This is a genomic window from Glycocaulis sp., from assembly GCF_050485565.1.
Taxonomy (GTDB): domain Bacteria; phylum Pseudomonadota; class Alphaproteobacteria; order Caulobacterales; family Maricaulaceae; genus Glycocaulis.
Genome location: NZ_JBJHBQ010000002.1, coordinates 182,700 through 208,363, shown reverse-complemented (window position 1 = coordinate 208,363; position 25,664 = coordinate 182,700). Strand labels below are relative to the sequence as shown.

Annotated in this window: 28 protein-coding genes; 17 read left to right on the top strand and 11 right to left on the bottom strand. The window is 63.8% G+C overall.

Annotated features, from left to right (window positions below):
- The first annotated feature begins 165 nt into the window (after positions 1-165).
- The 6 genes from ACQ5ID_RS03155 to ACQ5ID_RS03130 all read left to right on the top strand — a co-directional run bounded on the left by ACQ5ID_RS03155 (position 166) and on the right by ACQ5ID_RS03130 (position 5,554).
- A complete protein-coding gene (locus tag ACQ5ID_RS03155; protein ID WP_429911024.1) occupies positions 166-1,074 on the top strand; it encodes an ROK family protein in 909 nt (302 codons plus the stop codon).
- Positions 1,071-2,321 (top strand): DNA polymerase IV, encoded by a 1,251-nt coding sequence (locus ACQ5ID_RS03150; protein WP_429911023.1) that lies wholly within the window; start codon positions 1,071-1,073, stop codon positions 2,319-2,321. Before ACQ5ID_RS03155 ends, ACQ5ID_RS03150 begins: the two co-directional genes overlap by 4 nt.
- A gap of 65 nt (positions 2,322-2,386) precedes the next feature.
- A complete protein-coding gene (locus ACQ5ID_RS03145) occupies positions 2,387-2,965 on the top strand; it encodes a DNA-3-methyladenine glycosylase I (RefSeq protein ID WP_429911022.1) in 579 nt (192 codons plus the stop codon).
- Positions 2,966-2,976: 11 nt separating this feature from the next.
- Positions 2,977-3,186, top strand: a complete 210-nt coding sequence (locus tag ACQ5ID_RS03140; protein ID WP_429911021.1) for a hypothetical protein — start codon at positions 2,977-2,979, stop codon at positions 3,184-3,186.
- Between the two features lie 157 nt (positions 3,187-3,343).
- Entirely contained in the window at positions 3,344-4,489 is a 1,146-nt protein-coding gene (locus ACQ5ID_RS03135; RefSeq protein ID WP_429911020.1) for a beta-ketoacyl-ACP synthase III, read from the top strand.
- On the top strand, positions 4,490-5,554 hold the full coding sequence (locus tag ACQ5ID_RS03130) for a hypothetical protein (RefSeq protein WP_429911019.1): 1,065 nt from the start codon (positions 4,490-4,492) through the stop codon (positions 5,552-5,554).
- Between the two features lie 65 nt (positions 5,555-5,619).
- On the opposite strand, the gene ACQ5ID_RS03125 is transcribed toward ACQ5ID_RS03130, so the two are convergent.
- The 8 genes from ACQ5ID_RS03125 to ACQ5ID_RS03090 all read right to left on the bottom strand — a co-directional run bounded on the left by ACQ5ID_RS03125 (position 5,620) and on the right by ACQ5ID_RS03090 (position 12,567).
- A complete protein-coding gene (locus ACQ5ID_RS03125; RefSeq protein WP_429911018.1) occupies positions 5,620-6,831 on the bottom strand; it encodes an ammonium transporter in 1,212 nt (403 codons plus the stop codon).
- A gap of 151 nt (positions 6,832-6,982) precedes the next feature.
- Positions 6,983-7,627, bottom strand: coding sequence for a phosphoribosylanthranilate isomerase (locus ACQ5ID_RS03120; protein WP_429911017.1), 645 nt, complete (start codon positions 7,625-7,627; stop codon positions 6,983-6,985).
- 40 nt (positions 7,628-7,667) lie between these two features.
- Positions 7,668-8,084 carry a large conductance mechanosensitive channel protein MscL gene (mscL, locus tag ACQ5ID_RS03115; RefSeq protein ID WP_429911016.1) on the bottom strand — a complete coding sequence of 139 codons (417 nt, stop codon included), beginning with the start codon at positions 8,082-8,084 and terminating at the stop codon, positions 7,668-7,670.
- An 85-nt stretch (positions 8,085-8,169) separates the two neighbouring features.
- Entirely contained in the window at positions 8,170-8,454 is a 285-nt protein-coding gene (locus ACQ5ID_RS03110) for an integration host factor subunit beta (RefSeq protein ID WP_429911015.1), read from the bottom strand.
- Between the two features lie 151 nt (positions 8,455-8,605).
- Positions 8,606-10,315, bottom strand: coding sequence for a 30S ribosomal protein S1 (gene rpsA / locus ACQ5ID_RS03105; RefSeq protein ID WP_429911014.1), 1,710 nt, complete (start codon positions 10,313-10,315; stop codon positions 8,606-8,608).
- A 355-nt stretch (positions 10,316-10,670) separates the two neighbouring features.
- On the bottom strand, positions 10,671-11,060 hold the full coding sequence (locus ACQ5ID_RS03100; protein WP_429911013.1) for a VOC family protein: 390 nt from the start codon (positions 11,058-11,060) through the stop codon (positions 10,671-10,673).
- 81 nt (positions 11,061-11,141) lie between these two features.
- Positions 11,142-11,720 carry an RNA polymerase sigma factor gene (locus ACQ5ID_RS03095; RefSeq protein ID WP_429911012.1) on the bottom strand — a complete coding sequence of 193 codons (579 nt, stop codon included), beginning with the start codon at positions 11,718-11,720 and terminating at the stop codon, positions 11,142-11,144.
- Positions 11,721-11,727: 7 nt separating this feature from the next.
- Positions 11,728-12,567 carry a universal stress protein gene (locus tag ACQ5ID_RS03090; protein WP_429911011.1) on the bottom strand — a complete coding sequence of 280 codons (840 nt, stop codon included), beginning with the start codon at positions 12,565-12,567 and terminating at the stop codon, positions 11,728-11,730.
- A gap of 93 nt (positions 12,568-12,660) precedes the next feature.
- Here ACQ5ID_RS03090 and ACQ5ID_RS03085 point away from each other — a divergent pair, with 93 nt between their 5' ends.
- The 4 genes from ACQ5ID_RS03085 to ACQ5ID_RS03070 all read left to right on the top strand — a co-directional run bounded on the left by ACQ5ID_RS03085 (position 12,661) and on the right by ACQ5ID_RS03070 (position 15,903).
- Positions 12,661-13,308: an HD domain-containing protein gene (locus tag ACQ5ID_RS03085; protein WP_429911010.1), complete on the top strand. Its 648-nt coding sequence runs from the start codon at positions 12,661-12,663 to the stop codon at positions 13,306-13,308.
- Positions 13,305-14,288, top strand: coding sequence for an NUDIX hydrolase (locus tag ACQ5ID_RS03080; RefSeq protein ID WP_429911009.1), 984 nt, complete (start codon positions 13,305-13,307; stop codon positions 14,286-14,288). The genes ACQ5ID_RS03085 and ACQ5ID_RS03080 overlap by 4 nt, the downstream gene beginning before the upstream one ends.
- A gap of 195 nt (positions 14,289-14,483) precedes the next feature.
- Positions 14,484-15,071: a TetR/AcrR family transcriptional regulator gene (locus ACQ5ID_RS03075; protein WP_429911008.1), complete on the top strand. Its 588-nt coding sequence runs from the start codon at positions 14,484-14,486 to the stop codon at positions 15,069-15,071.
- A gap of 7 nt (positions 15,072-15,078) precedes the next feature.
- On the top strand, positions 15,079-15,903 hold the full coding sequence (locus ACQ5ID_RS03070; protein ID WP_429911007.1) for an alpha/beta fold hydrolase: 825 nt from the start codon (positions 15,079-15,081) through the stop codon (positions 15,901-15,903).
- 5 nt (positions 15,904-15,908) lie between these two features.
- On the opposite strand, the gene ACQ5ID_RS03065 is transcribed toward ACQ5ID_RS03070, so the two are convergent.
- Complete coding sequence (locus ACQ5ID_RS03065) at positions 15,909-17,927, bottom strand: PhoX family protein (protein WP_429911006.1); 2,019 nt, start codon at positions 17,925-17,927, stop codon at positions 15,909-15,911.
- A gap of 159 nt (positions 17,928-18,086) precedes the next feature.
- On the opposite strand from ACQ5ID_RS03065, the gene ACQ5ID_RS03060 reads away from it, so the two are divergent.
- The 6 genes from ACQ5ID_RS03060 to ACQ5ID_RS03035 all read left to right on the top strand — a co-directional run bounded on the left by ACQ5ID_RS03060 (position 18,087) and on the right by ACQ5ID_RS03035 (position 23,546).
- A complete protein-coding gene (locus ACQ5ID_RS03060; protein ID WP_429911005.1) occupies positions 18,087-19,061 on the top strand; it encodes an L-threonylcarbamoyladenylate synthase in 975 nt (324 codons plus the stop codon).
- Positions 19,062-19,077: 16 nt separating this feature from the next.
- Positions 19,078-19,458 carry a hypothetical protein gene (locus ACQ5ID_RS03055; protein ID WP_429911004.1) on the top strand — a complete coding sequence of 127 codons (381 nt, stop codon included), beginning with the start codon at positions 19,078-19,080 and terminating at the stop codon, positions 19,456-19,458.
- Between the two features lie 9 nt (positions 19,459-19,467).
- A complete protein-coding gene (locus ACQ5ID_RS03050; RefSeq protein WP_429911003.1) occupies positions 19,468-20,877 on the top strand; it encodes an FAD-binding oxidoreductase in 1,410 nt (469 codons plus the stop codon).
- A gap of 91 nt (positions 20,878-20,968) precedes the next feature.
- Positions 20,969-21,751, top strand: coding sequence for a peroxide stress protein YaaA (gene yaaA, locus ACQ5ID_RS03045; RefSeq protein WP_429911002.1), 783 nt, complete (start codon positions 20,969-20,971; stop codon positions 21,749-21,751).
- Between the two features lie 92 nt (positions 21,752-21,843).
- Positions 21,844-22,644, top strand: coding sequence for a 3-hydroxybutyrate dehydrogenase (locus ACQ5ID_RS03040; protein WP_429911001.1), 801 nt, complete (start codon positions 21,844-21,846; stop codon positions 22,642-22,644).
- Entirely contained in the window at positions 22,644-23,546 is a 903-nt protein-coding gene (locus ACQ5ID_RS03035) for a patatin-like phospholipase family protein (protein WP_429911000.1), read from the top strand. The genes ACQ5ID_RS03040 and ACQ5ID_RS03035 overlap by 1 nt, the downstream gene beginning before the upstream one ends.
- Here the strand turns inward: ACQ5ID_RS03035 and ACQ5ID_RS03030 are convergent.
- Positions 23,531-23,938: a gamma-glutamylcyclotransferase family protein gene (locus ACQ5ID_RS03030; RefSeq protein WP_429910999.1), complete on the bottom strand. Its 408-nt coding sequence runs from the start codon at positions 23,936-23,938 to the stop codon at positions 23,531-23,533. The two genes, ACQ5ID_RS03035 and ACQ5ID_RS03030, sit on opposite strands and share 16 nt — an antisense overlap.
- The gene (locus tag ACQ5ID_RS03025) at positions 23,935-25,143 is read right to left on the bottom strand and encodes a DUF418 domain-containing protein (protein ID WP_429910998.1); all 1,209 of its coding nucleotides are present in this window, start codon (positions 25,141-25,143) and stop codon (positions 23,935-23,937) included. The genes ACQ5ID_RS03030 and ACQ5ID_RS03025 overlap by 4 nt, the downstream gene beginning before the upstream one ends.
- A gap of 180 nt (positions 25,144-25,323) precedes the next feature.
- Here ACQ5ID_RS03025 and ACQ5ID_RS03020 point away from each other — a divergent pair, with 180 nt between their 5' ends.
- Positions 25,324-25,635 (top strand): hypothetical protein, encoded by a 312-nt coding sequence (locus ACQ5ID_RS03020; RefSeq protein ID WP_429910997.1) that lies wholly within the window; start codon positions 25,324-25,326, stop codon positions 25,633-25,635.
- Positions 25,636-25,664: the final 29 nt, after the last annotated feature.

Here is a 25,664-nt window from a genome sequence, read left to right as displayed (position 1 = left end):
GCGACCGCGCGCTTCCCCCATTTGCCCCGCCTTTTGGCGTGAACCTTTTTCCATCCACTGCCGAGTAAACCCGATTTTCCTTAATCAACGATGAGTCGGGCGCTAGGAACCCGGTAAGGAACAAGATAAGAACGTGGCGAGGCCAAGGCAGGCAAGGGGCTGCGCATGATCCGCATCGGTGTCGATCTGGGCGGCACGAAGACAGAAGCCATCGCGCTGGGCGCTGATGGCACGCTTCTGGCCCGCAAACGGATCGCTTCTGCCTCCCGATACGCTGATGCCATCGAATCGATTCGCGCCCTTGTCGCCGATATCCGCCAGAGCGCAGGCAGCACCGCCGCGAGCGTTGGCATCGGTCATCCCGGCTCGATCAATCCGCGCACCGGGCTCGTCCGCAACGCCAACTCCTCCCACCTCAATGGCCAGCCCCTTCAGCGCGATCTGACAGACGCGCTGGGGCAGGAGGTGCGCTGCGCCAATGACGCCAACTGCTTTGCCCTGTCCGAAGCCACCGACGGCGCAGGCGCGGGGGCGCATTGCGTGTTCGGCGTGATCGCAGGCACGGGCGTAGGCGGCGGCATCGTCATTGGCGGACGCCTCCATGAGGGCGGCGGCCTTATCGCCGGTGAGTGGGGCCACACGGCCCTGCCCCGACCGTCCATCGAAGAAGTTCCCGGCCTCCGATGCGGATGCGGCCGCCTCGGCTGCGTGGAAAGCTGGTGCTCCGGCCCGGCGCTGGTACGCGACCACCAGCGAGTGACAGGCGAAAGCTTCACAGCCGACCAGATTGCAACAAAGGCCGCCGGGGGCGACGTGGCAGCGATGGCCACGCTCGACCGGCACGCTGACCGGCTGGCGCGCGCACTCTCCACCATCGTCAATGTGCTGGACCCGGATGTGATCGTGTTGGGCGGTGGATTGTCCAACCTGCCGGGCCTGGCCGCCGATCTGGAAACCCGCCTCGTGCCACATGTTTTCACCGACGAGTTTCGCACCCGCGTGGTGGTGAACCGGCATGGCGACTCCTCCGGTGTGCGCGGTGCCGCCTGGCTATGGCCGCTGGAAGCGCGATGAGCGGATATTGCCGGACCTGTTTTGCGCCAGCCTCCCCGCCGCGATGCGGGGCGTGCGGCTCGCGCAAGGTTTTCACCCATGACGAGCTTGATACGCTCTCGATAGCCCATATCGATTGTGATGCATTCTACGCCTCCATCGAGAAGCGTGATGATCCGTCGCTGGCCGACAAGCCGGTGATTATCGGCGGCGGAAAGCGCGGCGTGGTGGCCACCGCCTGCTATGTGGCAAGGCTGCACGGGGTGCGCTCGGCCATGCCCATGTTCAAGGCGCTAAAAGCCTGCCCGGACGCCGTGGTCATCTCCCCGCGCATGCAGGTCTATGCCGCCGAAGGCAAACGCATCCGCCAGATGATGGAGGATGTCACCCCGGCGGTGGAGCCCTTGTCCATTGACGAAGCCTTTCTCGATCTGACAGGCACGCAGCGCCTGCATGGAGCTTCGCCCGCTCTCACGCTGATGAAGCTGGCGGCACGCATCAAATCGGAGGTGGGCGTCACCGTCTCGGTGGGCCTTAGCTACAACAAGTTTCTCGCCAAGACGGCATCCGAGCTGGACAAGCCGGACGGGTTTTCCGTCATCGGCCAGGCCGAGGCGGCGGATTTCCTGCGCCCAAGGCCAGTGCAGAGCGTGTTCGGTGTCGGCCCGGCCTTTGCCGCCACGCTGAACCGGGATGGGCTCAAAACGCTAGGCGATGTCATCGCGCGCGGTGAGGAGGCGCTGATGCGCCGCCACGGGCCGTCGGGCGCGCGCCTCTGGCGGCTGGCGCAAGGCATCGACACACGCGCCGTTACGCGCGATGGCGAGCGCAAGAGCGTATCGGCTGAAACCACCTTCTTTGATGATATCGCCAGCCATGACGAGCTGGAAAAGCGCCTCTGGCCGCTTTGCGTGAGGGTGGCCGACCGGATGAAGGCGCAAGGCATTGCGGGCCGTGTCGTCACGCTGAAGCTGAAGACGGAAGGCTTCAGATCACTGACACGCCGGCGCACCCTGTCCCAGCCTGCCCAGCTGGCCGACACGCTGTTTCGCAACGGCCGGGAACTATTGCGCGCGGAAGCCCAAGGCCGGCGCTACCGGCTGATCGGCATAGGTTTCAGCGATCTGGAACCGGCCACGGGTGATACGCGCGATCTTCTGGATCCGGACGGGCCCAAACGCGCCGCCGCCGAGCGCGCCATGGACAAGGCCCGCGCCCGCTTTGGCCCCTCCGCCGTCATCAAGGGGCGCTCCCTGAAGGACAATTAGCGTTTGTTCACTCGGCCGCCCGGCGCTTCGGTGCTTGGCTGGCCACCGATACAAGGATGCACGACATGATCCATCGCTGTCCCTGGCCGGGCGAAGACCCGCTCTATGTCGATTATCATGACACCGAATGGGGCGTGCCGGAGCACGATGACGAGGCGCTGTTTGCCAAGCTGATCCTGGACGGATTTCAGGCCGGCCTCAGCTGGATCACCATTTTGCGCAAGCGCGAGGCGTTTCTGGAGGCTTTTGACGGCTTCAACCCGGAGACGCTGGCGCGCTATGGCGAGGCCGACATTGCCCGCCTGCTCGGCAATGCGGGCATCATCCGCTCGCGCGCGAAGATCGAAGCCTCGATAGGTAATGCAAAGGCCTATCTGGCCATGCGCGAACGCGGACAGGGTTTCAGCGACTATCTGTGGGGCTTCGTGGATGGCGAGCCCGTGCAGAACCGTTTCTCCACGATGAAGGAAGTACCTGCCGAAACACCGGTCAGCCAGGCGATGAGCAAGGCGCTGAAGAAGGAGGGCTTCAAATTCTGCGGCCCCGTCATCGTCTATGCCTTCATGCAGGCGACCGGGCTGGTCAATGACCATCTGGTCAGCTGTCACCGCCATGAGGAAGTGAAAAACCTGTCGAGGTCATAATGAAATCTGCCTTGAAACTTGCCATTCTTGGCGTTGGCCTTCTCACACTCGGCGCATGCGCCAACCGTCCACCCGTCCACGCGCTTGACCGCACTTGCGAGATGGGCGGACGCCATGGCGCTTCCGGCATACTGGAGCACCAGTGCACCGACGGCGACGGTGTCGTACGCGAGCGTCCGCAACCCATTCATCGCGTCATCAGCGGCCGTCGCAACGGCTGAATCGCGCGAAAGACCATCTTTTGTTGTGCGCAAGCCACATGCACGCAGAGCCATAATCGGCTATGGCCAAGGATCACCCGCCTCACAATGGTCGACACTGCACCGCTGTGAAGGCTAGGGTAACAAGATAGCGATCAGGAATCGTTCGGGGAAACCGATGAGTGAAGCCGTCATTCGCGCCACAGGTCTGTGGACGCCGCCCCATTCCATATCCAATGAAGAGCTGGTCGTGGCGTATAACGCCTATGCCGAGCACTATAACGCCCAGCATTCTGGCGAGATCGAACGCGGCGAGCTGGAGGCGCTGACCCCCTCCTCTGCCGAGTTTATCGAGAAGGCGTCGGGCATAAAATCACGCTATGTCGTTGAAAAAGATGGCGTGCTCGACATCACCCGCATGATGCCCAACATCGCCGAACGCTCCAATGACGAAGTGGCGATACTGGCCGAGATCGGCGCAAACGCTGCGCGCGATGCGCTGGAGCGCGCCGGCAAAACGCCAGACGATGTGGACGGCATCATCGTGGCCGCCTCCAACATGCAGCGCGCCTATCCGGCCGTGGCCATCGAAGTGCAGATGGCGCTGGGGATGGAGCACGGCTTCGGCTTTGACATGAATGTCGCCTGCTCCTCGGCCACGTTCGGCATGCAGGCCGCCGCCGACATGATCGCGGCTGGCAATGCGCGCGCCATACTGGTCGTCAGCCCGGAGATCACATCGGCGCACCTCAACTGGCGCGACCGCGACAGCCATTTCATCTTCGGCGATGTGGCCACAGCCGTGCTGCTGGAGCGCGCCGAGCTGGGGACAGGCGGCTGGCGCATTATCGGCTCGCGCCTGAAGACGCAGTTCTCCAATAATATCCGCAATAATTTCGGCTTCCTGAACCGCACCGAGCGCGCCACTGGCGACAACCGGGCGCTGCAGAACGGCTCGCCCAAGGATGACAAGCTGTTCGTCCAGGAGGGCCGCAAAGTGTTCAAGGAGGTCGTGCCGATGGTGTCGGACATGATCCGCGAGCACATGGACGATCTGGGGCTCGAGCCGGACCAGATGAAGCGCGTTTGGCTGCATCAGGCCAATATCAACATGAATCTGATGATCGCCAAGAAGGTGTTCGGGCGCGAGGCCGGCGGCGAAGATGCCCCGACCATTCTGGATGAGTTTGCCAACACATCCTCTGCCGGTTCGATCATCGCCTTCCACCGCCATTCCGACGATCTTCAGAGCGGCGACAAGGGCGTCATCTGCTCCTTCGGCGCTGGCTATTCAGCCGGCACGGTTTTTGTGGAGAAGCTTTAGATGAACCTGGCCGGCGAGACAGATCTCGCCGCGCGGATTCTGGCCAAGACCAACGAATATCTCGATTTTCCGAGCGTCGTTGGCCACGAGACACCGTTTCTCGATCATCTCGCGCGCGATTTTGCGGGGCTCGGCTTCACGCCAGAGCGCCTGCCCAATCTGTGCGTCATCGACACCGGCAAGCCCGGCCCGGTCTTCATCGCCCATATCGACCGCCATGGCGCGGTGATCGCGCCCGATGGCGCGCCGGTCTATGCCGCTCACGCGGTAAAGAACGAGAAATATGGCGAGGAAGCCGTCGCCAGCCAGGTGCTCGCCACCCGCGTCAATGAACGCTATGGCGGCGAGGAAGTCTTCGCCTATGACCGCAAGACCGGCGGACGGCTCGCCTATGGCGATGTCACCGGCGCGCGGCTGGACGGTGGCGGACGCATTGTCCTGGATATAGCGGGCCTGCCCGCCCTGCCCGCCGGCACACCCTTGAGCTTTGCACGTGCGCTGGACCGCAGTGCGGGTGGCCAGGTCTCCGGCCAGCTGGATAATCCCGTGTCAGTCGCTGTCCTGCGCATGGCGGCAGAGCTGGGGCTGGGCGGCGTCATTGTCTTCACCGCCGAGGAGGAAATTGGCCGCTCCGCTGCGCACTTCCTGCAATGGGCCGGTGAAGCGCTGTCCGCGCGCAAGGATATCGTCGTTCTGGATACCAGCCCGTTTGAGGATTCTGCTGCCATGCTGGCAGGCGCGGTGATACTGCGCCGGCGCGATGCCAGTGCCAGCTTCCACGAAGCGATGGTGGAGCGCGTCGAACGCGCCGCCGCCAGTGCTGGCGCGCCCATCATCTTCAAGGATGCCTTCATCGAGGCGGAAAATGCCGCCCGCGCGCGCCGTGGCCAGCCGCTCAAAAGCATCGGGGTTACAGAGCTTGGCAAGATCACCGCCCAGTCAAAGGGCGAGTTCACCGGGGCCAGCCTGCAAGTGCCGACGGTGAACTATCACTCCAATCAGGAAACCACCTCGCCGCGCGCGCTGGTGGCAATGCTCAAGACCGCGCTGGCCCTGACATCCTGACAAAAAGAACCCCGCCAGCGAACTGGCGGGGTTTTTAGTCAGGGAGGAACGGTAAACCAGGGTCGTCAGGCGCTCTCGCCATGCAGCGCGATATCGACCCCGGTAACTTCGTATTCTTCCTCGATGCGCAGCTTCACCACGCGCCCGATCAGGAAGAGAATGACAAAGGTGGCAATGGCGCACCACGCAGCGGCCGCAAGCGCGCCCCAGGTCTGCGTCCAGATCAGCATCCAGTTGCCCTCGATCGCGCCCGGCGTGCCGCCAATGGCTTCGACGGCAAACACACCGGTCAGCACCGCGCCGGCGAACCCGGCAATCCCGTGCAGGCCGAATGCGTCCAGGCTGTCATCGTATTTCAGTGTGCTTTTCAGGGCCGTGACGGCGAAATAGGCCGCCACAGCGCCAACAGCCCCCAGAGCAAAGGCCGCCTGCGGGCCAACAAAACCCGCTGCGGGCGTGATCGCGACAAGACCCGCCACAGCGCCGGAGGCTGCGCCCAGCACGGTCGGCTTGCCGCGCAGGATCCATTCCAGAGCGCACCAGACCAGCGCCGCCATGGCGGCAGCAATCTGCGTCACGAGGGCAGCATGGGCGGCAATTTCATCTGCTGCCAGCGCCGAGCCGCCATTAAAGCCGAACCAGCCAACCCAGAGCAGACCCGCCCCAATAACCGTCAGCACCAGATTGTGCGGCGGATGGCCTTCCTTCGGCCAGCCCCGGCGCGGCCCCAGCACCAGCGCCAGAACGAGCCCGGCAACGCCCGAATTGATGTGCACGACCGCGCCGCCCGCAAAGTCGATGACGCCCGCCTCATCCAGAAAGCCGCCGCCCCAGACCCAATGCGCAATCGGCGCATAGACCACCAGCAGCCAGACCGGCACGAAAATCACCCACGCCTTGAAGCTCATCCGCTCGGCCGCCGCGCCGGAGATAATCGCGACCGTGATGATGGCGAAGGTGAGCTGGAACAGGATGAAGACCGGCTCTGGCAACCCGTCCGCATCGCTGCCCGGCTCCAGCCCCGCCAGGAACAGCCGGTCCAGTCCGCCAATGAACGCGCCCTCCCCCGTCAGCGCGAGAGAATAACCAACCAGCGCCCATGTGATCGTCACCAGCACCGCAGCGGCCAGCGAATGCATCAGCGTGGACAGCACGCTCGTGCGCCGCACCATGCCGCCATAGAAGAGCGCAAGCCCCGGAACGGTCATCATCAGCACAAGCGCCGAAGCAGTGAGAATCCAGGCGGTATCGCCTGCGGAGAAGGCAGCGTCTTCCATGTGCGGATTACCCCTTGGCAGAAAACATGCGCCAAGCGTGCGTCCGCCTCTCGAAGCTTGTCAGCGTCCGGAGTTGTATTGCGCCGCAGCAAGGCCGGGCCTGCCGCGCGTTTGGGCGCGCCTGCCTGCTATTCGAGCACGGCGGTAGTGGCTAGCCGGCGGTGCCCCGCTTTGCAGCGAGCACGAAGGCTGCAATTTTGGCCGTGTCCTTGGTCCCCGGCTCCCGCTCCACGCCCGACACCGCATCCACGGCCATCGCGCCTGACGCAGCAATGGCATCGGCCACATTGTCTGGCGTCAGGCCGCCCGCCAGTATGAAGGGCAAGGCGTCAATGCCTTTGGCGAGGCTGTAATCATAGCCCTCGCCCCAGCCGCCCGGCCGGTCCGCGCCTGCGGGCGGTTTCGCATCAAAGAGGAGTGCATCGGCAAAGCCCGCATAGCGGCGGGCGCGCGCCACATCGGCGGCCCCGCTGACCGGCACGGCCTTCCACACGCCCTCGCGCGCATAATTGCGCACATCAAGGCAGCGTTCAGGGCTCTCCTGCCCGTGTAGCTGGATGATGTCGGGCGACAGCACGCGCAAGACCTGACCCAGCAGCGCGTCATCGGGGTCAACCAGCACCGCGACCGATTTCGCGCTGCCTTTGAGCGCCGACAGGCTGGCCGCCTCGGCCAGCGACACGCCGCGCGGACTTTTGGGGAAGATGATGAAGCCGAGATAATCGGCGCCCGCAGCCACGGCCGCACGTACCGAAGCCTCATCACTCATCCCGCAGATTTTCACAAGCGCGCTCATGGGAATGGTCCTAGCCCGCCCCCGACGGCCAGAAAAGAGACTACTTCTTCAGCAGGTCGCGGATCTCTTCGAGCAGCTCTTCATTGCGCGGCTTGGCGGGCGGCGCGGCTGGCGTCTCGTCCTTTTTCGCCTCCTGCATCCGGTTCATGCCCTTGATGAGCAGGAAAAGGGCAAAGGCCACGATGATGAAGCTGACAACCGCGTTGATGAAGACGCCATAATTGATCGTCGCCGCACCAGCCTCGGCCGCCGCCGCGCGTGAGGCATATTCCACCCCGTCCAGCGCCACGAAAAGTTCGGTGAAATCCACCCCGCCCAGCAGAAGCCCGATAGGCGGCATCAGGATATCGTTCACAAAGGACGAGACGATGGTGGAGAACGCGCCGCCCAGAATGAAGCCGACCGCAAGATCGACCACATTGCCGCGCATGGCGAATTTCTTGAATTCATTGAGCATGTTCAGGTCCTCCCGGTGAATCCACGGAGGAGCCTAGGCTGATTTCGGATAAGCGCCTAGCCGCAACGCCGCCGGGACGCGCGCCTTATGCCTTGCCGTCGACGCGCTCGCGCAATTCCTTGCCCGTCTTGAAGAAGGGCACATGCTTTTCCTTCACGGCCACGCTGTCGCCCGTGCGCGGATTGCGGCCTTGACGCGGCGGGCGATTACGCACCGAAAAGGCACCAAACCCGCGCAGTTCCACGCGCTCCCCGCGCTCCAGCGCCTGGGTGATTTCCTCGAATATCGAATTGACGATCCGCTCGACATCACGCTGGAAAAGGTGCGGATTGGCAGCGGCCAGTTTTTCGATCAGTTCAGACTTGATCATGGTTTCGCGTCCCCGGGATGACGAAGAGAGGAACCTTGGGACGGGTACCGGCCAAGGTCAATCGCTTCAAGGCAAAAAGAGTGGAAGCGGCAAAAGAAAATGGCCGGACCCGTAAAAGGTCCGGCCATTGCCTGTTACGCATCGATACGGACTATTCGTCCTTCTTGGTGTCCTGCTGTTTCAGCGCGGCACCGAGAATATCGCCGAGCGACGCACCGGACTCAGACGAGCCGTACTGCTCGACCGCTTCCTTCTCCTCGGCCATTTCCAGGGCCTTGATGGAGACAGATACGCGCCGCGCGCCCTTGTCGATATTGGTGATGCGCGCATCAACCTTGTCACCGACCGAATAACGCTCAGGGCGCTGCTCGGCGCGGTCACGCGACAGGTCGGACTTGCGGATGAAGGATTTCATCTGCCCGCCTTCGCCGAAGGAGACCTCGATACCGCCCGTGGTGATCTCGGTCACGGTGCAGGTCACCGTCTCGCCGCGCTTGAACCCGCCGGAATCTTCCATCGGATCGCCAGCCAGCTGCTTGATGCCGAGCGAGACGCGCTCTTTCTCGACATCCACGTCCAGCACCTTGGCTTCGACGATGTCGCCCTTGTTGAAGTCGGCAAGTGCCTCTTCGCCAGAACGGTCCCAGTCGATGTCGGACAGGTGGACCATGCCATCAATGTCTTCGCCGACGCCGATGAACAGGCCAAACTCGGTGATGTTCTTCACCTCGCCCTTCACGACCGTACCGGCCGGATGGGTTTCAGCGAAGATTTCCCACGGATTGCGCTGGGTCTGCTTGATGCCAAGCGAGATGCGGCGCTTCTCCTCGTCCACGTCCAGCACCATGACGGTGACTTCCTGGGAGGTGGAAACGATCTTGCCGGGGTGGATATTCTTCTTCGTCCAGCTCATTTCGGAGACGTGGACCAGACCTTCAACGCCCGATTCCAGCTCCACGAACGCGCCGTATTCGGCAATGTTCGTCACGCGGCCTTCAAAGGTCGCGCCCACCGGATACTTGGCGGCCACAGCATCCCACGGATCGGACAGAAGCTGCTTCATGCCGAGCGAGATGCGCTGGGTGTCCTTGTTGATCTTGATGATCTGGACCGTCACCGTCTGGCCGACCTCGACCACTTCGCTGGGATGGCCAACGCGGCTCCAGCTCATGTCGGTGACGTGCAGGAGGCCGTCAATGCCGCCCAGGTCCACGAACGCACCGTAATCGGTGATGTTCTTGACCACGCCTTCGCGGGTTTCGCCCTCGGCCAGATTGCCCACAAGCTCGGCGCGCTGCTCAGCGCGCGACTCTTCGAGCACGGCGCGGCGCGAGACAACGATATTGCCGCGCGGACGGTCCATTTTCAGGATCGCGAAGGGCTGTTCCTTGTTCATCAGCGGGCCGACATCGCGCACGGGGCGGATATCAACCTGGGAACCGGGCAGGAAGGCCGAAGCACCGCCCAGATCAACCGTGAAGCCACCCTTCACGCGGCCAACAATGGCACCGTTGACCGGCTCCTTGGCCTCGAACATTTTCTCAAGACGGTCCCAGGCTTCCTCGCGGCGGGCCTTGTCACGTGACAGCACCGCTTCACCGAGCGCATTTTCGATGCGCTCCAGGTAAACTTCGACCTCGTCACCGGCTTTGGGCGTGGTCGAGCCGGGGCCGGTGAACTCGCGCAGCGAGATGCGGCCTTCGGTTTTCAGACCCACATCGATCACGATCATGTCGTGTTCGACGGCGGTCACGGTGCCACGCACCACAGAGCCTTCTACAAGGTCACGGCCTGCAAAGCTCGCTTCGAGCATTGAGGCAAAATCGTCGCGGCTAGCCGCAGAGGAAGATGTAGCATTCATGCGAAAAGACAGTCTCCAGCTTATGCGTTTGTATTCCGGCCGGCCGGTTGTCTCCGGCGGTCTTGCTGCTTTGGAGAAAACGCCCCCTCGCAGCCGGAATGGTTAAGGTCTGGACACGTCTCCGCCACCGGTGCCCGGCGCTCCGGGCCCGTCGATCTCAGAGGAAAGGGGGTTGGAGGAGCCGGAGGGCCGATGACAAAATCGTGCCCGGTTAAACGCCCCGCCTGCCAAACGGGCAGAAGCGAAGCGCGCGCGTCCTTACTCCATCAGGGCTTTAAGCGCAAGCGGGAGAGGGTGTCATCGCCTCTCCCGCACGCACAAATGCGGCCCATAACGAGGCTCACGGCACAGCGCGCTAGCCCTTCAGCGATTTTGGGACTTCCGCCCTTTGCCAGAAGGCCAGCATGTTGCCATCCGGGTCCAGAAAGTCGGCAGACCAGCCGCCGGGCGCCTCGCTGACCGGCGTAACGATGGTTACGCCCTGCTCTGCCAGCGCGGTAATCAGATCATCAATGCCGCCTGCTTTCAGATCAAACACGACAATCGGCGTGTTGCCGGGGCGCACATCTTCGGACTGGAAGAAGATGAGCTGGGTACCCGGTATCAGATCGGCAATTAGCCAAAACGGCTCGGCTCCCTCATGGCGGGACACATCTAGGCCCAGCGTGTCACGATAAAAACGTTCTGTGCGCCCGATATCGGCCACGTTGAAGACTACGGCAATTTCATGGGGCCTGGGTATCATGGTTCAATCCTTCACAATTGCGCCTGCGCCTGTCGCGGGCGGACGCATCCCTGTTGCCGCCGCTTCGCCTTTTGTGAGCGCCTATGTGCGGAAAATCAGCAGATTGCCATCCGGGTCATAGGTGCCAAACGTGGCACTCCGCCGCGCGAGCATCGCGGGCATGCCCCTGCGCAGCAGGCCATGGGCAAGGTCAGGACGCAGCGCCGCAAACCCCTCCATCTCCACGCCGCCCGCCTGTGCAGCGCGCTTTAAAGCACGCAGGCGCTGGCGCAGGGCCGTATCGGAAAGCCCCAGCGCACTGCGGATTTCGGCGCGTGTATGCCCCGTCAGGGCGAGCGCAGCGACAGGACGCAAGGATGGGGAGAGGCTGCGCACCCATTCGAATACCGGGCTATTGGTCTGTGCATCCGCCGTGTCATCGCCATCCGGCGGCACATGCCCAGCCTCGCGCGCCTTGCGGCGCGCGGCGCTGCGCGCATCCATCCGGGCCTGATTACGGATCACGCCGCGCAGCCAGCGCCGGATCTGCACATCATCAAGATCAGCCCGGCCCGCTTCCAGCGCCGCCAGCAAAGCGTTCTGAACAAGGTCCTCGGCCTCATGGATGAGGCGCGAGCGCTGGCGCGCAAACGCCAGCAGATCAGCGTATGCCGGCTGCATCGCCGCCCTAGTGCGCGACCAGCAGGGACGGCCCGTCCTTGGCCCCCAGCAGGGTGCGCGTCACACCGCCAAAGATGAACTGGGCAAGGCGTGACTGGCCATAGGCGCCAGCGACCAGCAGGTCTGCGCCAGATGCAGCCTCAAGCAGCGCATCGCCCAGACTGCCCTTGGCCTCGACGGCCTGTGATTTCGCCTTGATACCGCGCGGGGCGAGCCAGTTGGCCAGCCGGTTGGGCGCGGCCGCTGCGCGGTCGGCATAATCGAGATTTTTCGGGCTGTGCAGGATTGTCACCTCCACGCCCTTGGTGAAGAAGGGTTCAGCGGCGAAGGCCGCGCGCGAGGCTTCACGCGAACCATCCCACGCCACGCAGATTTTCTTCGGCGGTATCGCCCCGCCGCGCGGCACGAAGAGCGGGCACGCCTCGTCAACGAGGCAGGAAGCCGTAAAGCCTGATAGTGGCCCCTTGCCGGCGGCGGCGTCCGGACAGGCAACCAGCATGCGCACCAGCCTTGCCTGCTGGGCGGCCTCTGACGGGCTGTCGGTAACGCGGCGGAAGGAAGCGTTCACGCCCCGGTCGTCCAGCGTTTCGAGATGGCGCTTCATGCGCGCCTCAGCCTCGACAGCGGCCTTGGCCGCCTCTTCGCGGACGGTTTCAATGGCGCTGGTGACCACCGAAGCACCGGCTGCGCCCGGTCCGGTCCACAGCATGTAGCTGGCCGGGTCCGGCTCCACGAACACGGCGCGTATATCGGCCTTGATCAGCGGGGCCAGCGCCATGGCGGCGGCCAGCGGCGTGTCATCGGCTTCATCACCCTGCAGGGCTACGAGAATGCGTTCCGGGTTCATGCCAGCCTCCATGTGCGTGTCCTTGTGCTTGAACTTACGCTAATTCCTTCTAGACCGGGAGGGGAGAAGCTGGCCCGCGACACGATTACTCACATGGCTCAACGCAAGACACCCACGCCCCCGCCCAGAGCCTGGCAGCGCATGCTGTCCGGGCGGCGTCTCGATTTGCTGGACCCCTCCCCGTTCGACATCGAGATTGAGGATATTGCGCAAGGTCTGGCGCGCGTGGCGCGCTGGAACGGGCAGACGCTGGGCGAGCACGCCTTTTCCGTCGCCGAGCACAGCCTGATCGTGGAGCGGCTGTGCGGCCAGATGGAACCGTCATGGCCGGCGAAATGGCGTATGGCAGCCCTGCTGCACGATGCGCCCGAATATGTGATCGGCGACATGATCTCACCGTTCAAGAGCGCGCTTGGCTTTGACTATCAGGCGTTCGAGGCAAAGCTGGAGCGCGCCGTGCACACCCGCTTCGGCCTGCCCGCCCAAATGCCCAAATATGTGAAGACCACCATCAAGAAGGCCGACCGTTTGTGCGCCTTCTTCGAGGCAGTGCAGCTGGCCGGGTTCAGCGTGGAAGACGCACGCGAGTTTTTCGGCAAGCCGCCTTTGGGTTTGCGGGTAGACATACCCGTGCGCTCCACCGCCGAGGTTCAGGGCGATTATGTCGCGCGCTTCGAAGCGCTGCTGCTCGCCATGGACGAGGAAGACCGCCCCGCAGGGCGAAAGGCGGGGCGCTCATGAGTCCCTCGCGTCCGCCCCTTCCGGTATCCAAGGGTCTGGTGGTCGGCCTGAACGCCGTGATCTTTGCCAGCGAGAATAGCGAGCCGCGCGTGCTGGTCACGCAAGGTCTTGCCACGCCCGAAGCCGCCCTGCCCTTCGGCCCGTTTGATCCCGATGCCCACCGCACCTTCGAGATCGGTCTGCGCGAATGGGTGCGCGGCCAGACCGGGTTCGAGCTCGGCTATGTTGAACAGCTCTACACGTTCGGCGACCGCGGGCGCGAGGCACCGCTAGCGGCCCTGACAGGGACCGCCGGCGCGCGCGTGATCTCGCTGGGCTATCTGGGCCTTGCCCGTGAAGCGCGCGAGCTGTCGGGCCTCGGCGCGCGCTGGGCGAGCTGGAACGAATTCTTCCCGTGGGAGGACCATCGCCATGGCCGCCCGCCCGTGATTGACGAGCTTCTCGCACCAGCGCTGCGCAGCTGGGCCGACGAGGCCGGTGCACCGGGAGGACGCGCCGCCCGGCTGGAGCGGGTACGTACGAATTTCGCGCTGGATGGCCTTGTCTGGAACGAGGAGCGCGCGCTCGACCGCTATGAACTCCTCTACGAGGCGGGCCTAGTTGCCGAGGCGGCACGCGATCAGGGCGAACCGGAACGCGCAGCCGCCGGCACAGGCCAGATCATGGCGTCCGACCACCGGCGCATTCTGGCAACCGCCATTTCACGCCTGCGCGGCAAGGTGAAATATCGCCCTGTAGTGTTTGAATTGATGGGAGAAACCTTCACCCTCTCCGAGCTGCAGCGCATGGTGGAGGGCATTGCCGGATTTGCCCTGCACAAGCAGAATTTCCGCCGTGCGCTGGACCGGGCAGGCTTCGTCGAAGGCACGGGCCGGTTCGAGGCGCGCACCGGCGGACGCCCGGCAGAGCTTTACCGCTTCCGCAAGGAGGCCATCAGCGCTGGCCCGGCACTGGGGCTGGCGATTCCAAGGTTGAAGTAGATCGCAGGCAAATCGGGTTGAGCACAGCTGTCCTCCCCCGTTTACGGGGGAGGTGTCGAGCGTCAGCGAGACGGAGGGGGGAGCTTTTTTGAATTACCCCCCCCTCGCCGCATCGCGGCACTCCCCCCGTGAACGGGGGGAGACACCAGAGACAGCCCGCTTGACAATACGAACGAACGTTCGCACATAAGCGGCATGCCACACGAAAAATCCACCCGGACCCGTATCGTCGAAACCGCGCTGGAGGAGATGTCCGCAGGCGGGCTTGCCACCTTGTCCATCGGCCATCTAGCCAAGGCGTGTTCCATGTCGAAAAGCGGGCTGTTTGCCCATTTCGGCGGCCAGGAAGCCTTGCAGGTATCGGTAATCGAGGCGGCCATCGAGCAATTCCGCCAGCAGGTGGTTGAGCCTGCCCGCCAGCAGAGCGGGACACTCGCGCGTATCGAAATGCTGGGCGCGAACTGGACAGACTGGCTATTGCGCGACCCAACGCGTCCCTGCCCGATCCTGCAGGCTGCTTTCGAAGCCCCAGCCCTGACGCCAAAGGCCGCAGAGCAGGCCCGGCAGGCCCGGCGCGGCTGGACAGACTGGGTGGAGCGCCTCGCCAAGCTGGCCATCCACGAGGGCGGGTTTGCCGCCGCTACCGACGCCAAGCGCTTCGCCTTCCAGTTCGAGGCCATCGGCGTTGGGTGCCAGTCCTGGTCCGTGGTTCAGGGGCGCGACGAGGCCGGACGGCTGACCCGCGCCAGCTTCACCGCCCTAATTGACAGCGCACGGGCGTGATCCGGCCATGAAAGTATCGATTGCCGTGGCCAACACGATGGCCGTTATCGCGCCGCGCCGCTTTCGCAATGTGGTGGCCAGCCGTTTCGTGCGCCCGCGTGCGCGCCAGCAGACCGATACGGGCCGGGAGTTTCTGGCAACGCTGGAAACCGGCTGGATCGAGGGTCCGCTGGGCCGCCAGCGCATCTATACCGGCGGCACCGGCCCGGCCGTCTTCTTCCAGCACGGCTGGGAGGCCGACGCAGCCGATCTCACCAGCCAGGCAGAGCACCTGCTGGCCAGCGGCTTTCGCGTGGTGCTGCTTGACGGGCCAGCTCATGGCGCTTCGGAGGGCGAGATTGCCACCCTGCCGCTCTTTGCCGAAGGGATTGGTGCGGCGGCCGCCACGCTCGGCCAGCCCTTCGCCGTCGTTGCCCACTCCATGGGCGCTGCCGCCTCGGTGATCGCGATGAGCGAGGGAGAGCTTGCCCCGCAAGCCTTCGTGGCGCTGGCATCCCCCTGCTCGCTCAGCGACAATATCGCGTTTCAGGCCGGATCAATGGGGCTGTCGGGCCGGGCCATCAGGCTGATGCAGGACGGGGTAGAGGCGCGGCTGAAAACGCCCATTTCCCGCTTTGACATAGCCCGCGACGCACCGGCCATGACCGCCCGCGCGCTTTTCGTCTACGGTGACAGGGATGCGATCGTCCCTGCGAGTGCGGGCGAAAAAGCCTCAAAGCACTGGCCGGGTGCCAGGCTGGACATCAGGCCCGGCCTTGGCCATCGCGGCGTCTTGCGCGACCCCGGCGTACTGGCTGAAGTGGCGCGCTTTCTGGACGGGGTGCGGGGGTAAAGCCCCTACGCCCCGATAATCCCGCCATCAAGGCGCCGAATCGCCACCGTGGCCGAGCGCGGCAGCGCGTCACCGCCATCCGGCCAGTGACTATCAAAATTGCCGCTGGCGAAGTCCTCCGGCGAGGTTGTCGCGCCGGGGTGCTGGACATTCACAAAGATGGTGCGCTGGTCTGGCGTGGTCACCACGCCGGTAATTTCCTGGCCCACCGGACCGGTCAGGAAGCGCCTGATCTCGCCGGTCTCCGGATTGGCCGCCAGCATGGCGTTATTGCCGAACGGGGTGTGATTGCCCTGATACATCACGCCTTCGGAGATATCGGTCTGGATCCAAAGGCGGCGATCAGCATCCATCCACAGCCCGTCCGGGCTGGAGAAGATGTTGGTGTCGTCCAGCGCATTGCCGTTCATGTCGCGGCTATCGCCTTCGGGGCCGGCCACCACGAACAGATCCCAGTTGAAACGCGTGGCGGTCTGATCGCCATCCTCGTGCCAGCGCACGATCTGGCCAAAGGAGTTCGGCCCGCGCGGATTGACGCCATCGGTCTGGTCTTCGCTGCGCTGCGTGTTGTTCGTCAGCGTGAAATAGACCGCGCGGGTGTCGAAATCGACCGTGCCCCATTCGGGCCGGTCCATCGGGGTCGCGCCCACAATGTCGGCGGCGGTGCGTGTGTTGATAAGCACATCGCCCTGATCGGCAAAACCATTGCTGGCATCGAGGCCGTTCTGGCCAAAGACCAGCGGCAGCCACTCACCCGTGCCATCATCATTGAACTTGGCGACATAGAGCGTGCCGGTATCGAGAATTTCGCCGCGCGTGACGCCGGGCTGGTAAAGCCCTTCGGAAACAAACTTGTAGATATATTCAAAGCGCGCATCATCGCCCGAATAGCAGACCACGGGCTGGCCCGCCTCGGCAGGGGCGAAAACGACGCCTTCATGGGCAAAGCGGCCAAGCGTGGTGCGTTTCACCGGCGTGGAGTCCGGATCAAACGGGTCGATCTCCGTCATCCAGCCAAACATGTTGGGCTCGTTGCGGTAATCGCCTGAGGGCGCGTCAGCCTTGGTGGAGGCGTCAAAGCGTACAAACCCGTCCGCGCCATCATCGGCCAGGTGCCAGTTGTGACGGCCGACATCGGTGCGCACGCCATAGCGGGCATGCTCACGCGGCAACTCGCCGTCCAGATTGACGAAATAGCCCGACCAGTTCTCTTCCGCCGCCATATAGGTGTTCCACGGCGTCACGCCGTGCGCACAGTTGGACAGCGTGCCGCGCGTATGGGTACCTTCCGGGCTGTAGAGCGTCGTCATCTTGGCATGACCGCGAGCCGGACCGGCAATTTCCATGCGGGTCAGCCCGGTGATACGCCGATTGCGCGGATCGGGAACGATCTGCCAGTTGCCATGGCCGTCATCACGCATGCGCACGACCGAGACGCCATGCGCGTTCAGCTCTTTGAGCACATGGTCGGCGTCGCGCGGTCCGGCGTGATTGGGCGTCGCCCAGGTGTGCAGCTCGCTACCCTGCGCCGAGCCATAATGCAGGAAGCGCGGCTCGATATATTCGTGATTGACGACCAGCAGCCCGTCCGTGGAGCTCCCCTCCCACGGATCATTGCCCTCGATCGGGAAGAAGTGCATGCCGTCATGGTGCATGCCGGCCTGATGAGCCTGATCCTCGCCGGTATTGTCCAGCCCGAAGGCGGGCATATGGCCGCTGATCGCGTCGCCCCAGCGATAGATGACTTTCGCCTCATACCCTTCAGGCACGACGAAGCGGTCCGTCGCATCCACCGGCACCGGGTTAAAGCCGAGCGTCGGGCCTGCAGAGGCCGCTTCGGCCTCATTCGCCCCGCACGCTGCCAGCGGAGCGGCAAACATGCCCGCGACCGTCACGCTCAGACCACCGCGCAAAATCGCCCGTCTGGAAAGCCGCGCTTCCACCACATCAGCAAACGGGCGATTTGCGGACTCATTGGCTTCCGGCTCGAAATCGGGATCGAGTCGTGTGGCAAGATCAGTCATGGCAGGCTCCGGGGAGTTTCTTCTTGGGATGCGATATGGGCCTAGCAGGCCAGTGTGACGAGGGTGTGATACAGGCAAAATGGTTTTCAGGGACGCTTTGCCGCAGTTTGCATGCCCCGCCCCTTGCCTTTGTCCGGCGCACACGCCAAGCCTTGCGCGATGAGCGATATAGCCCCCTCACCCATTCTGCCATCACACGATGACGTGAACCTGGACCGCGCCACAGCGATCCTCGGTGAAGGTGCACTTGTGGCGGTGCCGACCGAGACCGTTTACGGGCTGGCCGCCGACGCCACGAACCCGCAGGCCATTGCTGCGCTCTACGCAGCCAAGGGCCGTCCACGCTTCAACCCGCTGATCGCCCATGTGGACAGCGTTGAGCGCGCCCTGTCACTGGTTGAACTGTCACCTGTGGCGATTGCGTTGGCCAAAGCGGTCTGGCCCGGCCCGCTGACACTGGTGGGCCGTCACCGCGATGACAGTCCGGTGTGCGATCTGGCGCGGGCGGGCCTTGATACGCTGGCCGTGCGCTGGCCGGATTCGCCCGCCATGACAGGACTGGTATCGCGCCTGAACCGTCCACTGGCCGCGCCAAGCGCGAATCGTTCGGGCAGTGTCAGCCCGACAACGGCGCAGCACGTGGCGGACAGCCTGGGCAGCCGCGTCAATCTTATACTCGATGGCGGGCCATGCCGTATGGGACTGGAAAGCACGATACTGGCCGATACGCCGGACGGGCTTGTGATGTTGCGGGCCGGCGCGCTGGAGGCTGAACGCATCGAAGCACTCACGGGGAAAGCCCTGCAGCGGGCAGACGCCCAAGCCGCCATTACCGCGCCCGGCATGCTCAAGAGCCATTACGCGCCGGACTGCCCCTTGCGCCTGAATGTTACCGCGCCCGATCCGCACGAGACCTATCTGGCGTTTGGCAAGTGGCGCGGCACGGGCGCGCATGGCGTGCTGGACCTCTCCCCCACAGGCAATCTGGTAGAAGCGGCAGCACGGCTCTTTGCGCACTTGCGAAAAGCTGATGCACTGGGCAAACCCATAGCAGTGGCCCCGATCCCGCCAGAAGGGTTGGGCGAGGCCATCAATGACCGGCTTGCCCGTGCGGCCGCCCCGAAGGACAGCTGAGGCAAACAGAACCCACATGGACACTCAGGCAGCAAAATCACACTTCCCGCGCTCACAATGGATACCTGATGGTGTCTATGTCGTGCGCTTCCGCAGCCCGCTGGATCAGTCCGGCGGGGTCGTCACCGTCCGTAATGGCCGCGCGACGGGCGGCGATAGTGGCTATTATTATGACGGCTATCTGGAAGATGGCCCGGACGGCCCGGTTGCCCGCATGCTGTTTGTGCGCCACCGGCCAGAGACCATTTCAGTGGTCGGGGATGTGAGCCGTTTCAGGGTCGTCTTTGATGGCAGGATCGATGGCGCGCTTTACCTGCTGGAGGGCCGCATGGATCGCGCACCCGGCCTGAAGCTGACCGCCGTGATGACACGCCTGCCCATCGAAATTGAGGACTAGTTTCCTGCCATGAGCGGTCTGCCGCCTGCCCTCGCATCACTGACCGCATCGCTGGACCCCAAATCGTGGTCAAGTGATCCAGCCGAGCTGGAAAGCCATGCGCGCGACTGGCGCGGACGCTATGCGGGCGGCACGCCGCTAGTCCTCAAACCGGCATCGACCGCCGAGGCCGCGCGCATGCTGGCCGCCTGCAATGAGGCGCGCATCGCCGTGATGCCCCAGGGCGGCATTACCGGGCTGGTGGGTGCTTCCACCCCCGCCAATGAAGTTGTCATCTCGATGAAGCGGATGAATGCCATCCGCGAGATCGACACCGCCAACGAGTCCATGACCGTGGAGGCTGGCGCGGTGCTGCAAACCGTGCAGGACGCCGCCCGGGATGCGGGCAAACTCTTCCCCTTGAGCCTCGGCGCTCAAGGCTCTGCCATGATTGGCGGCCTGATCTCCACCAATGCGGGCGGCGTGCAGGTGCTGCGCTATGGCATGATGCGCGAGCTGGTGCTGGGGCTGGAAGCGGTGCTGCCAGACGGGCGCGTGCTGAGCGGGCTGTCAGGCCTGCGCAAGGACAATACCGGCTATGATCTCAAACAGCTTTTCATCGGCGCGGAAGGCACGCTCGGTCTCGTCACGGCCGCCACGCTGAAGCTCTTCCCGCGCCCGGCATCAGTGAGCGTCGCCATCGCGGCGGTCAGCAGCCCGGAAGACGCGGTGAACCTGCTGGGCCATCTCAAAGACCGCACGGGCGGTGCGGTCAGCGCGTTCGAGCTGATTTCCGGCTTCGCCATGGAGCTGGTCTGCCAGCACGTGCCCGGCGCCCGCTCGCCCCTTGAAGGCTCCCCGGACTGGATGGTGCTGATCGAGCTGTCGAGCGCAGAGGAGGAGCGCGCCGCCATTCTGATGGAAACCGCGCTGGAGAGCGCGTTCGAGGCCGGGCTGGTGTCTGACGCCGCACTGGCACAATCGGACGCGCAGGCCGCACAGTTCTGGGCGTTGCGTGAAAACGTGCCGGAAGGCGAACGCGCGCATGGCAAGGCCGCCAAGCACGATGTGTCCGTGCCGGTGTCGCGTATGGCAGCATTCATGCGCGAAGCAACCCAGCAGGCCGAAGGGCTGGTTGAAGGCTCGCGCGTGATCGCGTTCGGCCATGTCGGCGATGGCAATGTGCATTTCAATCTCGCCGCCCGCGAGGCCGGGGCCGGAGAGGATTTTATCGCACACGCTGCGCCCGCCACCCGGCTGATCTACGACCTTGTGGACAAGCATCACGGCTCGATCTCGGCAGAGCACGGCATCGGCATTCTCAAACAGGCCGAGCTGAAAGCGCGAAAGCCCGTAGAGGTGGAGCTGATGCGGACCATCAAGGCGGCGCTGGACCCCAACAACATCATGAACCCGCGCATACTCACCGGGCTGGAGTGAATCTGGACGGCCCGTGCCATTGGCAATTTCGGGGAACGCCCCTATTTCGATAGACACAATCACTGGAAATTGCAGGCGAGACCAAAACTTCATGCTGATCCTTCTCTCCCCGGCCAAGCAGCTCGATTTCGAACCGGCCCGCCCGGAGCTGGAGACCAGCCAGCCCGCGCTTCTGACCCGCACGGCAGAGCTGTCAAAGACCACATCGAAGCTGTCGCGTACCCAGCTGCGCCAGCTCATGCACATTTCCGATGATCTGGCCGCGCTGAATGTGGAGCGCTTCAAGGCGTTCGATCCCGAAAGCCAGGATGGCAAAGCCGCCGCGCTCGCCTTCGCGGGCGAGGTTTATCGCGGGCTGGATGCGGGCAGCCTGTCCAAGGACGATCTGCAATGGGCGCAGGACCATTTGCGGATTCTCTCCGGGCTCTATGGCGCCCTGCGTCCGCTGGACGCCATCCAGCCCTACCGCCTCGAAATGGGCACGCGCCTGAAAACGAAGAAAGGCGCGAACCTTTACGATTTCTGGGGCGACGATATCGCGCAAGAACTCACCCGCACGCTGGAAGGTCACGCTCATCCGGTCATCGTCAATCTGGCGTCGAACGAATATGCGAAGGCCGCACGCCTGACGAAAATGAAGGCGCGCGTCATCACGGTCGACTTCAAGGAAGAGAAGGACGGCCAGCTGCGCGCCCTGATGGTCTATGCCAAGAAGGCACGCGGCCTAATGGCCCGCTGGATCATCGAAAACCGGGTGGAAGACCCGGCAGCGCTGACCCGCTTCAATGTGGACGGTTACAAGCTCGACAAGGCCGGGTCAAAGCCGGACCGGCTCCTGTTCACGCGCCCGCAGCCGCCCTTGAAGAAAGGCTAGGCGCTACGGCGCAGCCTTGACAAAACCGGCGCAAACCGTCTTCTGCACCGCAACAATCCCCGACACAGGGCCGCATGGCCAAGGAGACAGGCATGGGTGGTCTGAGGACCGACTTGAGCGGACAGGCCGCAGTGATTACCGGCTCGACCTCCGGCATCGGTCTGGCGCTGGCGCGCGCGCTCGCGGCCAATGGCGCGAACGTCATGCTCAATGGTCTGGGCGATGAGGGAGAGATCGAGAAGACACGCAAGTCCATCGAGACCGAGTTCGGCGTGAAAGCGGCCTATAACGGCGCAAACATGCTGGACGCCGGCGAGATCGAGAGCCTGATCGCGGATACGGTGAAAGCTTTCGGCCGGCTCGATATCCTCATCAATAATGCCGGCATTCAGCAGGTTGCCCCGGTTGAGGAGCTCGCGCCGGAGAAGTGGGACGCGATTGTCTCGATCAACCTCACCTCCTGCTTCCACACCATCCGCCATGCCGTTCCGGTCATGCGCAAAGCCGGGCGCGGGCGCATCGTGAACATCGCCTCCGCGCACGGGCTTGTCGCCTCGCCCTACAAGTCGGCCTATGTCGCGGCCAAGCATGGCGTGATTGGCCTGACCAAAACGGTCGCGCTGGAAGTGGCCGAGGCCGGCATTACCTGCAACGCCATCTGCCCCGGCTATGTGCGCACCCCGCTGGTGGAAAGCCAGATCGCCGACACGGCAAAGGCGCGCGGCATTTCCGAGGAAGAAGTGGTGCGCGACGTGATGCTGAGCGCGCAGCCGACGAAGAAATTCGTCGAGTACGATCACCTGAACGGCCTCTTGCTCTATCTGGTGTCGGATTCCGGCGCATCGGCCAATGGCGCGGCCTTCCCGGTTGAGGGCGGCTGGGTGGCCGCCTGATGGCCATGCGCGCCAGAGCGGTCTCGCTGGCCCTGCAGGGCGGCGGCTCGCATGGTGCCTACACCTGGGGGGTGCTTGATGCCCTGCTGGAAGATGGCCGCATAACCCCCGAAGCCATAACAGCTACCAGCGCTGGCGCGATGAACGCCGTGGCGCTGGCCCATGGCTGGCTGGAGGACGGGCCGGACGGCGCGCGCGAAAGCCTTGAAAGCTTCTGGCAAGAGGTGTCCCGGCGCGGCGCAGCCTTCCGGCCCATGGTGCCGGGCGGGACATTCCTGAAGCTGATGCCGTTCTTCGACGCCTTCTCGCGCCTGACCAGCCCCTATGATCTCAACCCGTATAATCTTGATCCGCTAAAAGACATTCTGGACGCGCAGATCGATTTTGAACGGCTGCGCGCGCAAGACCAGATGGCGCTATTCGTCACCGCGACATGCGTGACGACGGGCCGCGCCGAAGTCTTTACCGGCAATCCGGCCCTGTGGCCGCTCTTCTACGCCGACACGCCGGGTGACCTGCTGATCGTGCACATCAATCCGCTCAAACGCCCCGGTACGCCCAAATCGGCCGACGACATCATGAACCGGGTCAACGAGATCACGTTCAACGCCTCGCTGATGGCCGAATTGCGCGCGGTCGCCTTCGTCAAGCGGCTGATCGAGGATGATCTTCTCAAGGACGCCGAAAAGGCCCGCCTGCGCAATCTGCACATTCACGCCATCCGCGCCGACGAGGCCCTGAAAAACTACTCGGCGGCCAGCAAGTACGACACGAGCTGGCACTTCCTGACCGGTCTGCGTGATGCGGGACGTCAGGCGGCGAAGGACTGGCTGGAGAACTGCCATGTCCATGTCGGCAAGCGCTCCAGCATCGACGTGCGCGGTGACTATCTCGGGCGCTGAGCGGCCCACTCCAGCCAGTCGCCGCCTTCCACGCGGGGATAGCCTGTCACTGGCAGGTTCCACACATAACCCCATGCCTCGGCATCTGGCGAAAGGAGGCGGACGCGTTGGCGCAGATAGCGCGAGCGGTCGGGCGCCTGCGGATCATAGTCCTCGAACGCGTCGAGCCGCGGAATGACCGACGGGTCGGCAACTTCAAACAGCTCGCCAATGACCGCGCCTTCTCCGGCCACCAGACCCGGATAACCGCCCAGATCATGGATCACACCGGGGATGCGGCACGGGCCGAGCGGCCTGAACGCGGCCTCCAGCCCGAACTCGGCAAAGCCGGACGCACCCTTGCGCAACAGGCCATAGACCGCGAACGCGTCTCCCGCCTTTACGGCGCTCATGCCCTGGCTTTGAAGAGCGGTTGCAGCTTTGCGTAGGTCAGCGAACGCCACAGCCACTCAAACGGCCCGAAGCGGAAGAGCTGCAGCCAGAGCGTCGAGACCACGAGCTGCGCTACCCAGATAGCCAGCACGATCTGCACCATCTCCACCCGGCTCACCTCACCGAACCAGCCAAGACCGATCCCGCCAATCGACAGGAAGACCAGTGTGAGTGACTGGGAGAGGTAGTTGGTGAAGGCCATGCGCCCCATGCAGCCAAACGGATAGCGGATCAGCTTCATGAAGGGCAGCTTGCAGATAATCATCACGACGGCCGCATAGCCGAGCGCGGTAGCAAGGCTCGACCAGTAATTGACGACCGTGTGGACCCAGAACTCCCGGAAATCGAACCCCGCCGCGATCATGTGCTGGCCACCCCACCACGATGCGGCAAGACCAACCGGCAAAGCAATGATGGCGACAAGCGCATAGCGGGCGATGTCCCACTTCGCCGTCAGGAAGCCGAGCTTGAACAGGGCCATGCCGATGAACATGACGCCGATAATGCGTCCGCCAAACAGGCCCGCACCCATGATCTGCCCCATGAAGGCACCGAACGCGTTGATGCCGAGGCGCTCCAGCCCGCCCGCCTGATAGGCAGCGATCACCTCCTGATAGGCTTCCGGCGTCGGCACGATGCCGATATCGGTGCCGCTCATATCTTCAGGAATAAGCGCCATTGCGCCTAGCGCAGCGAAGAAGAGCAGCCCGGCAATCGCGATCCAGAACAGGCCCCAGAACAGCAGCTTGCCAACGCTCATGCGGCGGAAATAGACCGCGATCATGCCGAAGATGGCGTAGCTGACGAGGATGTCGCCATACCAGATCACGTAGGCATGGATCAGGCCGATCAGGAGCAGCCAGCGCATGCGGCTAAAATGCACCTTGCGCGAGGCATCCGGCTCTTCGCCCACCATCAGGATGATCCCTGCCCCGAACAGCGCGGAGAAGAGGGTGATGAATTTCATGTCGAAGAAGACGTGGGAGTAGAACCAGACATCGATCGACGCGCCGGTAAAGAGCGGGTCCGACGTCAGGGACTGCATCGCTTCCATGGGAACGAAGAAGAAGGGGATGTTCATCACCAGGATGCCCATGATGGCAATGCCGCGCAGGACATCCAGGCTTTCATGGCGGTTCTCGGCCGTGACCGGGCTGGCGCTCATACGAATATCACTCCCCGCAAGAATCTGGGGCGCACGTTCGCCGCAAGGCACACAGTCTGGCAAGTAAAACCAGCCGCAGCCCCTCTACCTTACGAATATTTCATCCACCAAACGGTCAAAAAGCCTTGAGCAGCCGGGCAGGCACCGCCATAAGCGGCGTCAGGGATAGGGACCGAACCAATGCTCAGCATGGTCATTGATATACTTCATTGGGTCGCGGGCGCCGTACTGGCACTCGTGGGCATTGGCTATGACCGTGCTGAAGACTGCGCGCCGGCCGTCCGCCAGCACAGCTTCGATGAGGCCCGCTTCGTGGACGATGCGGCAGCCTTCCATTTCCACACCGCCGACGTCCGCGTAGAGCAGGTCCGCACCCCCCACGGTGAGGTGATGATCGTGGTACACACCGGCGCGGTTCAGGAAGTGTCGGGCTGCGCCGCAGCTCCCGCACGCCTGCCATCGGCACCGCCTCCACCGGTCTTGCGGCTTTAAATTTTCTTCATCTCGCCCTAGAACCAGCT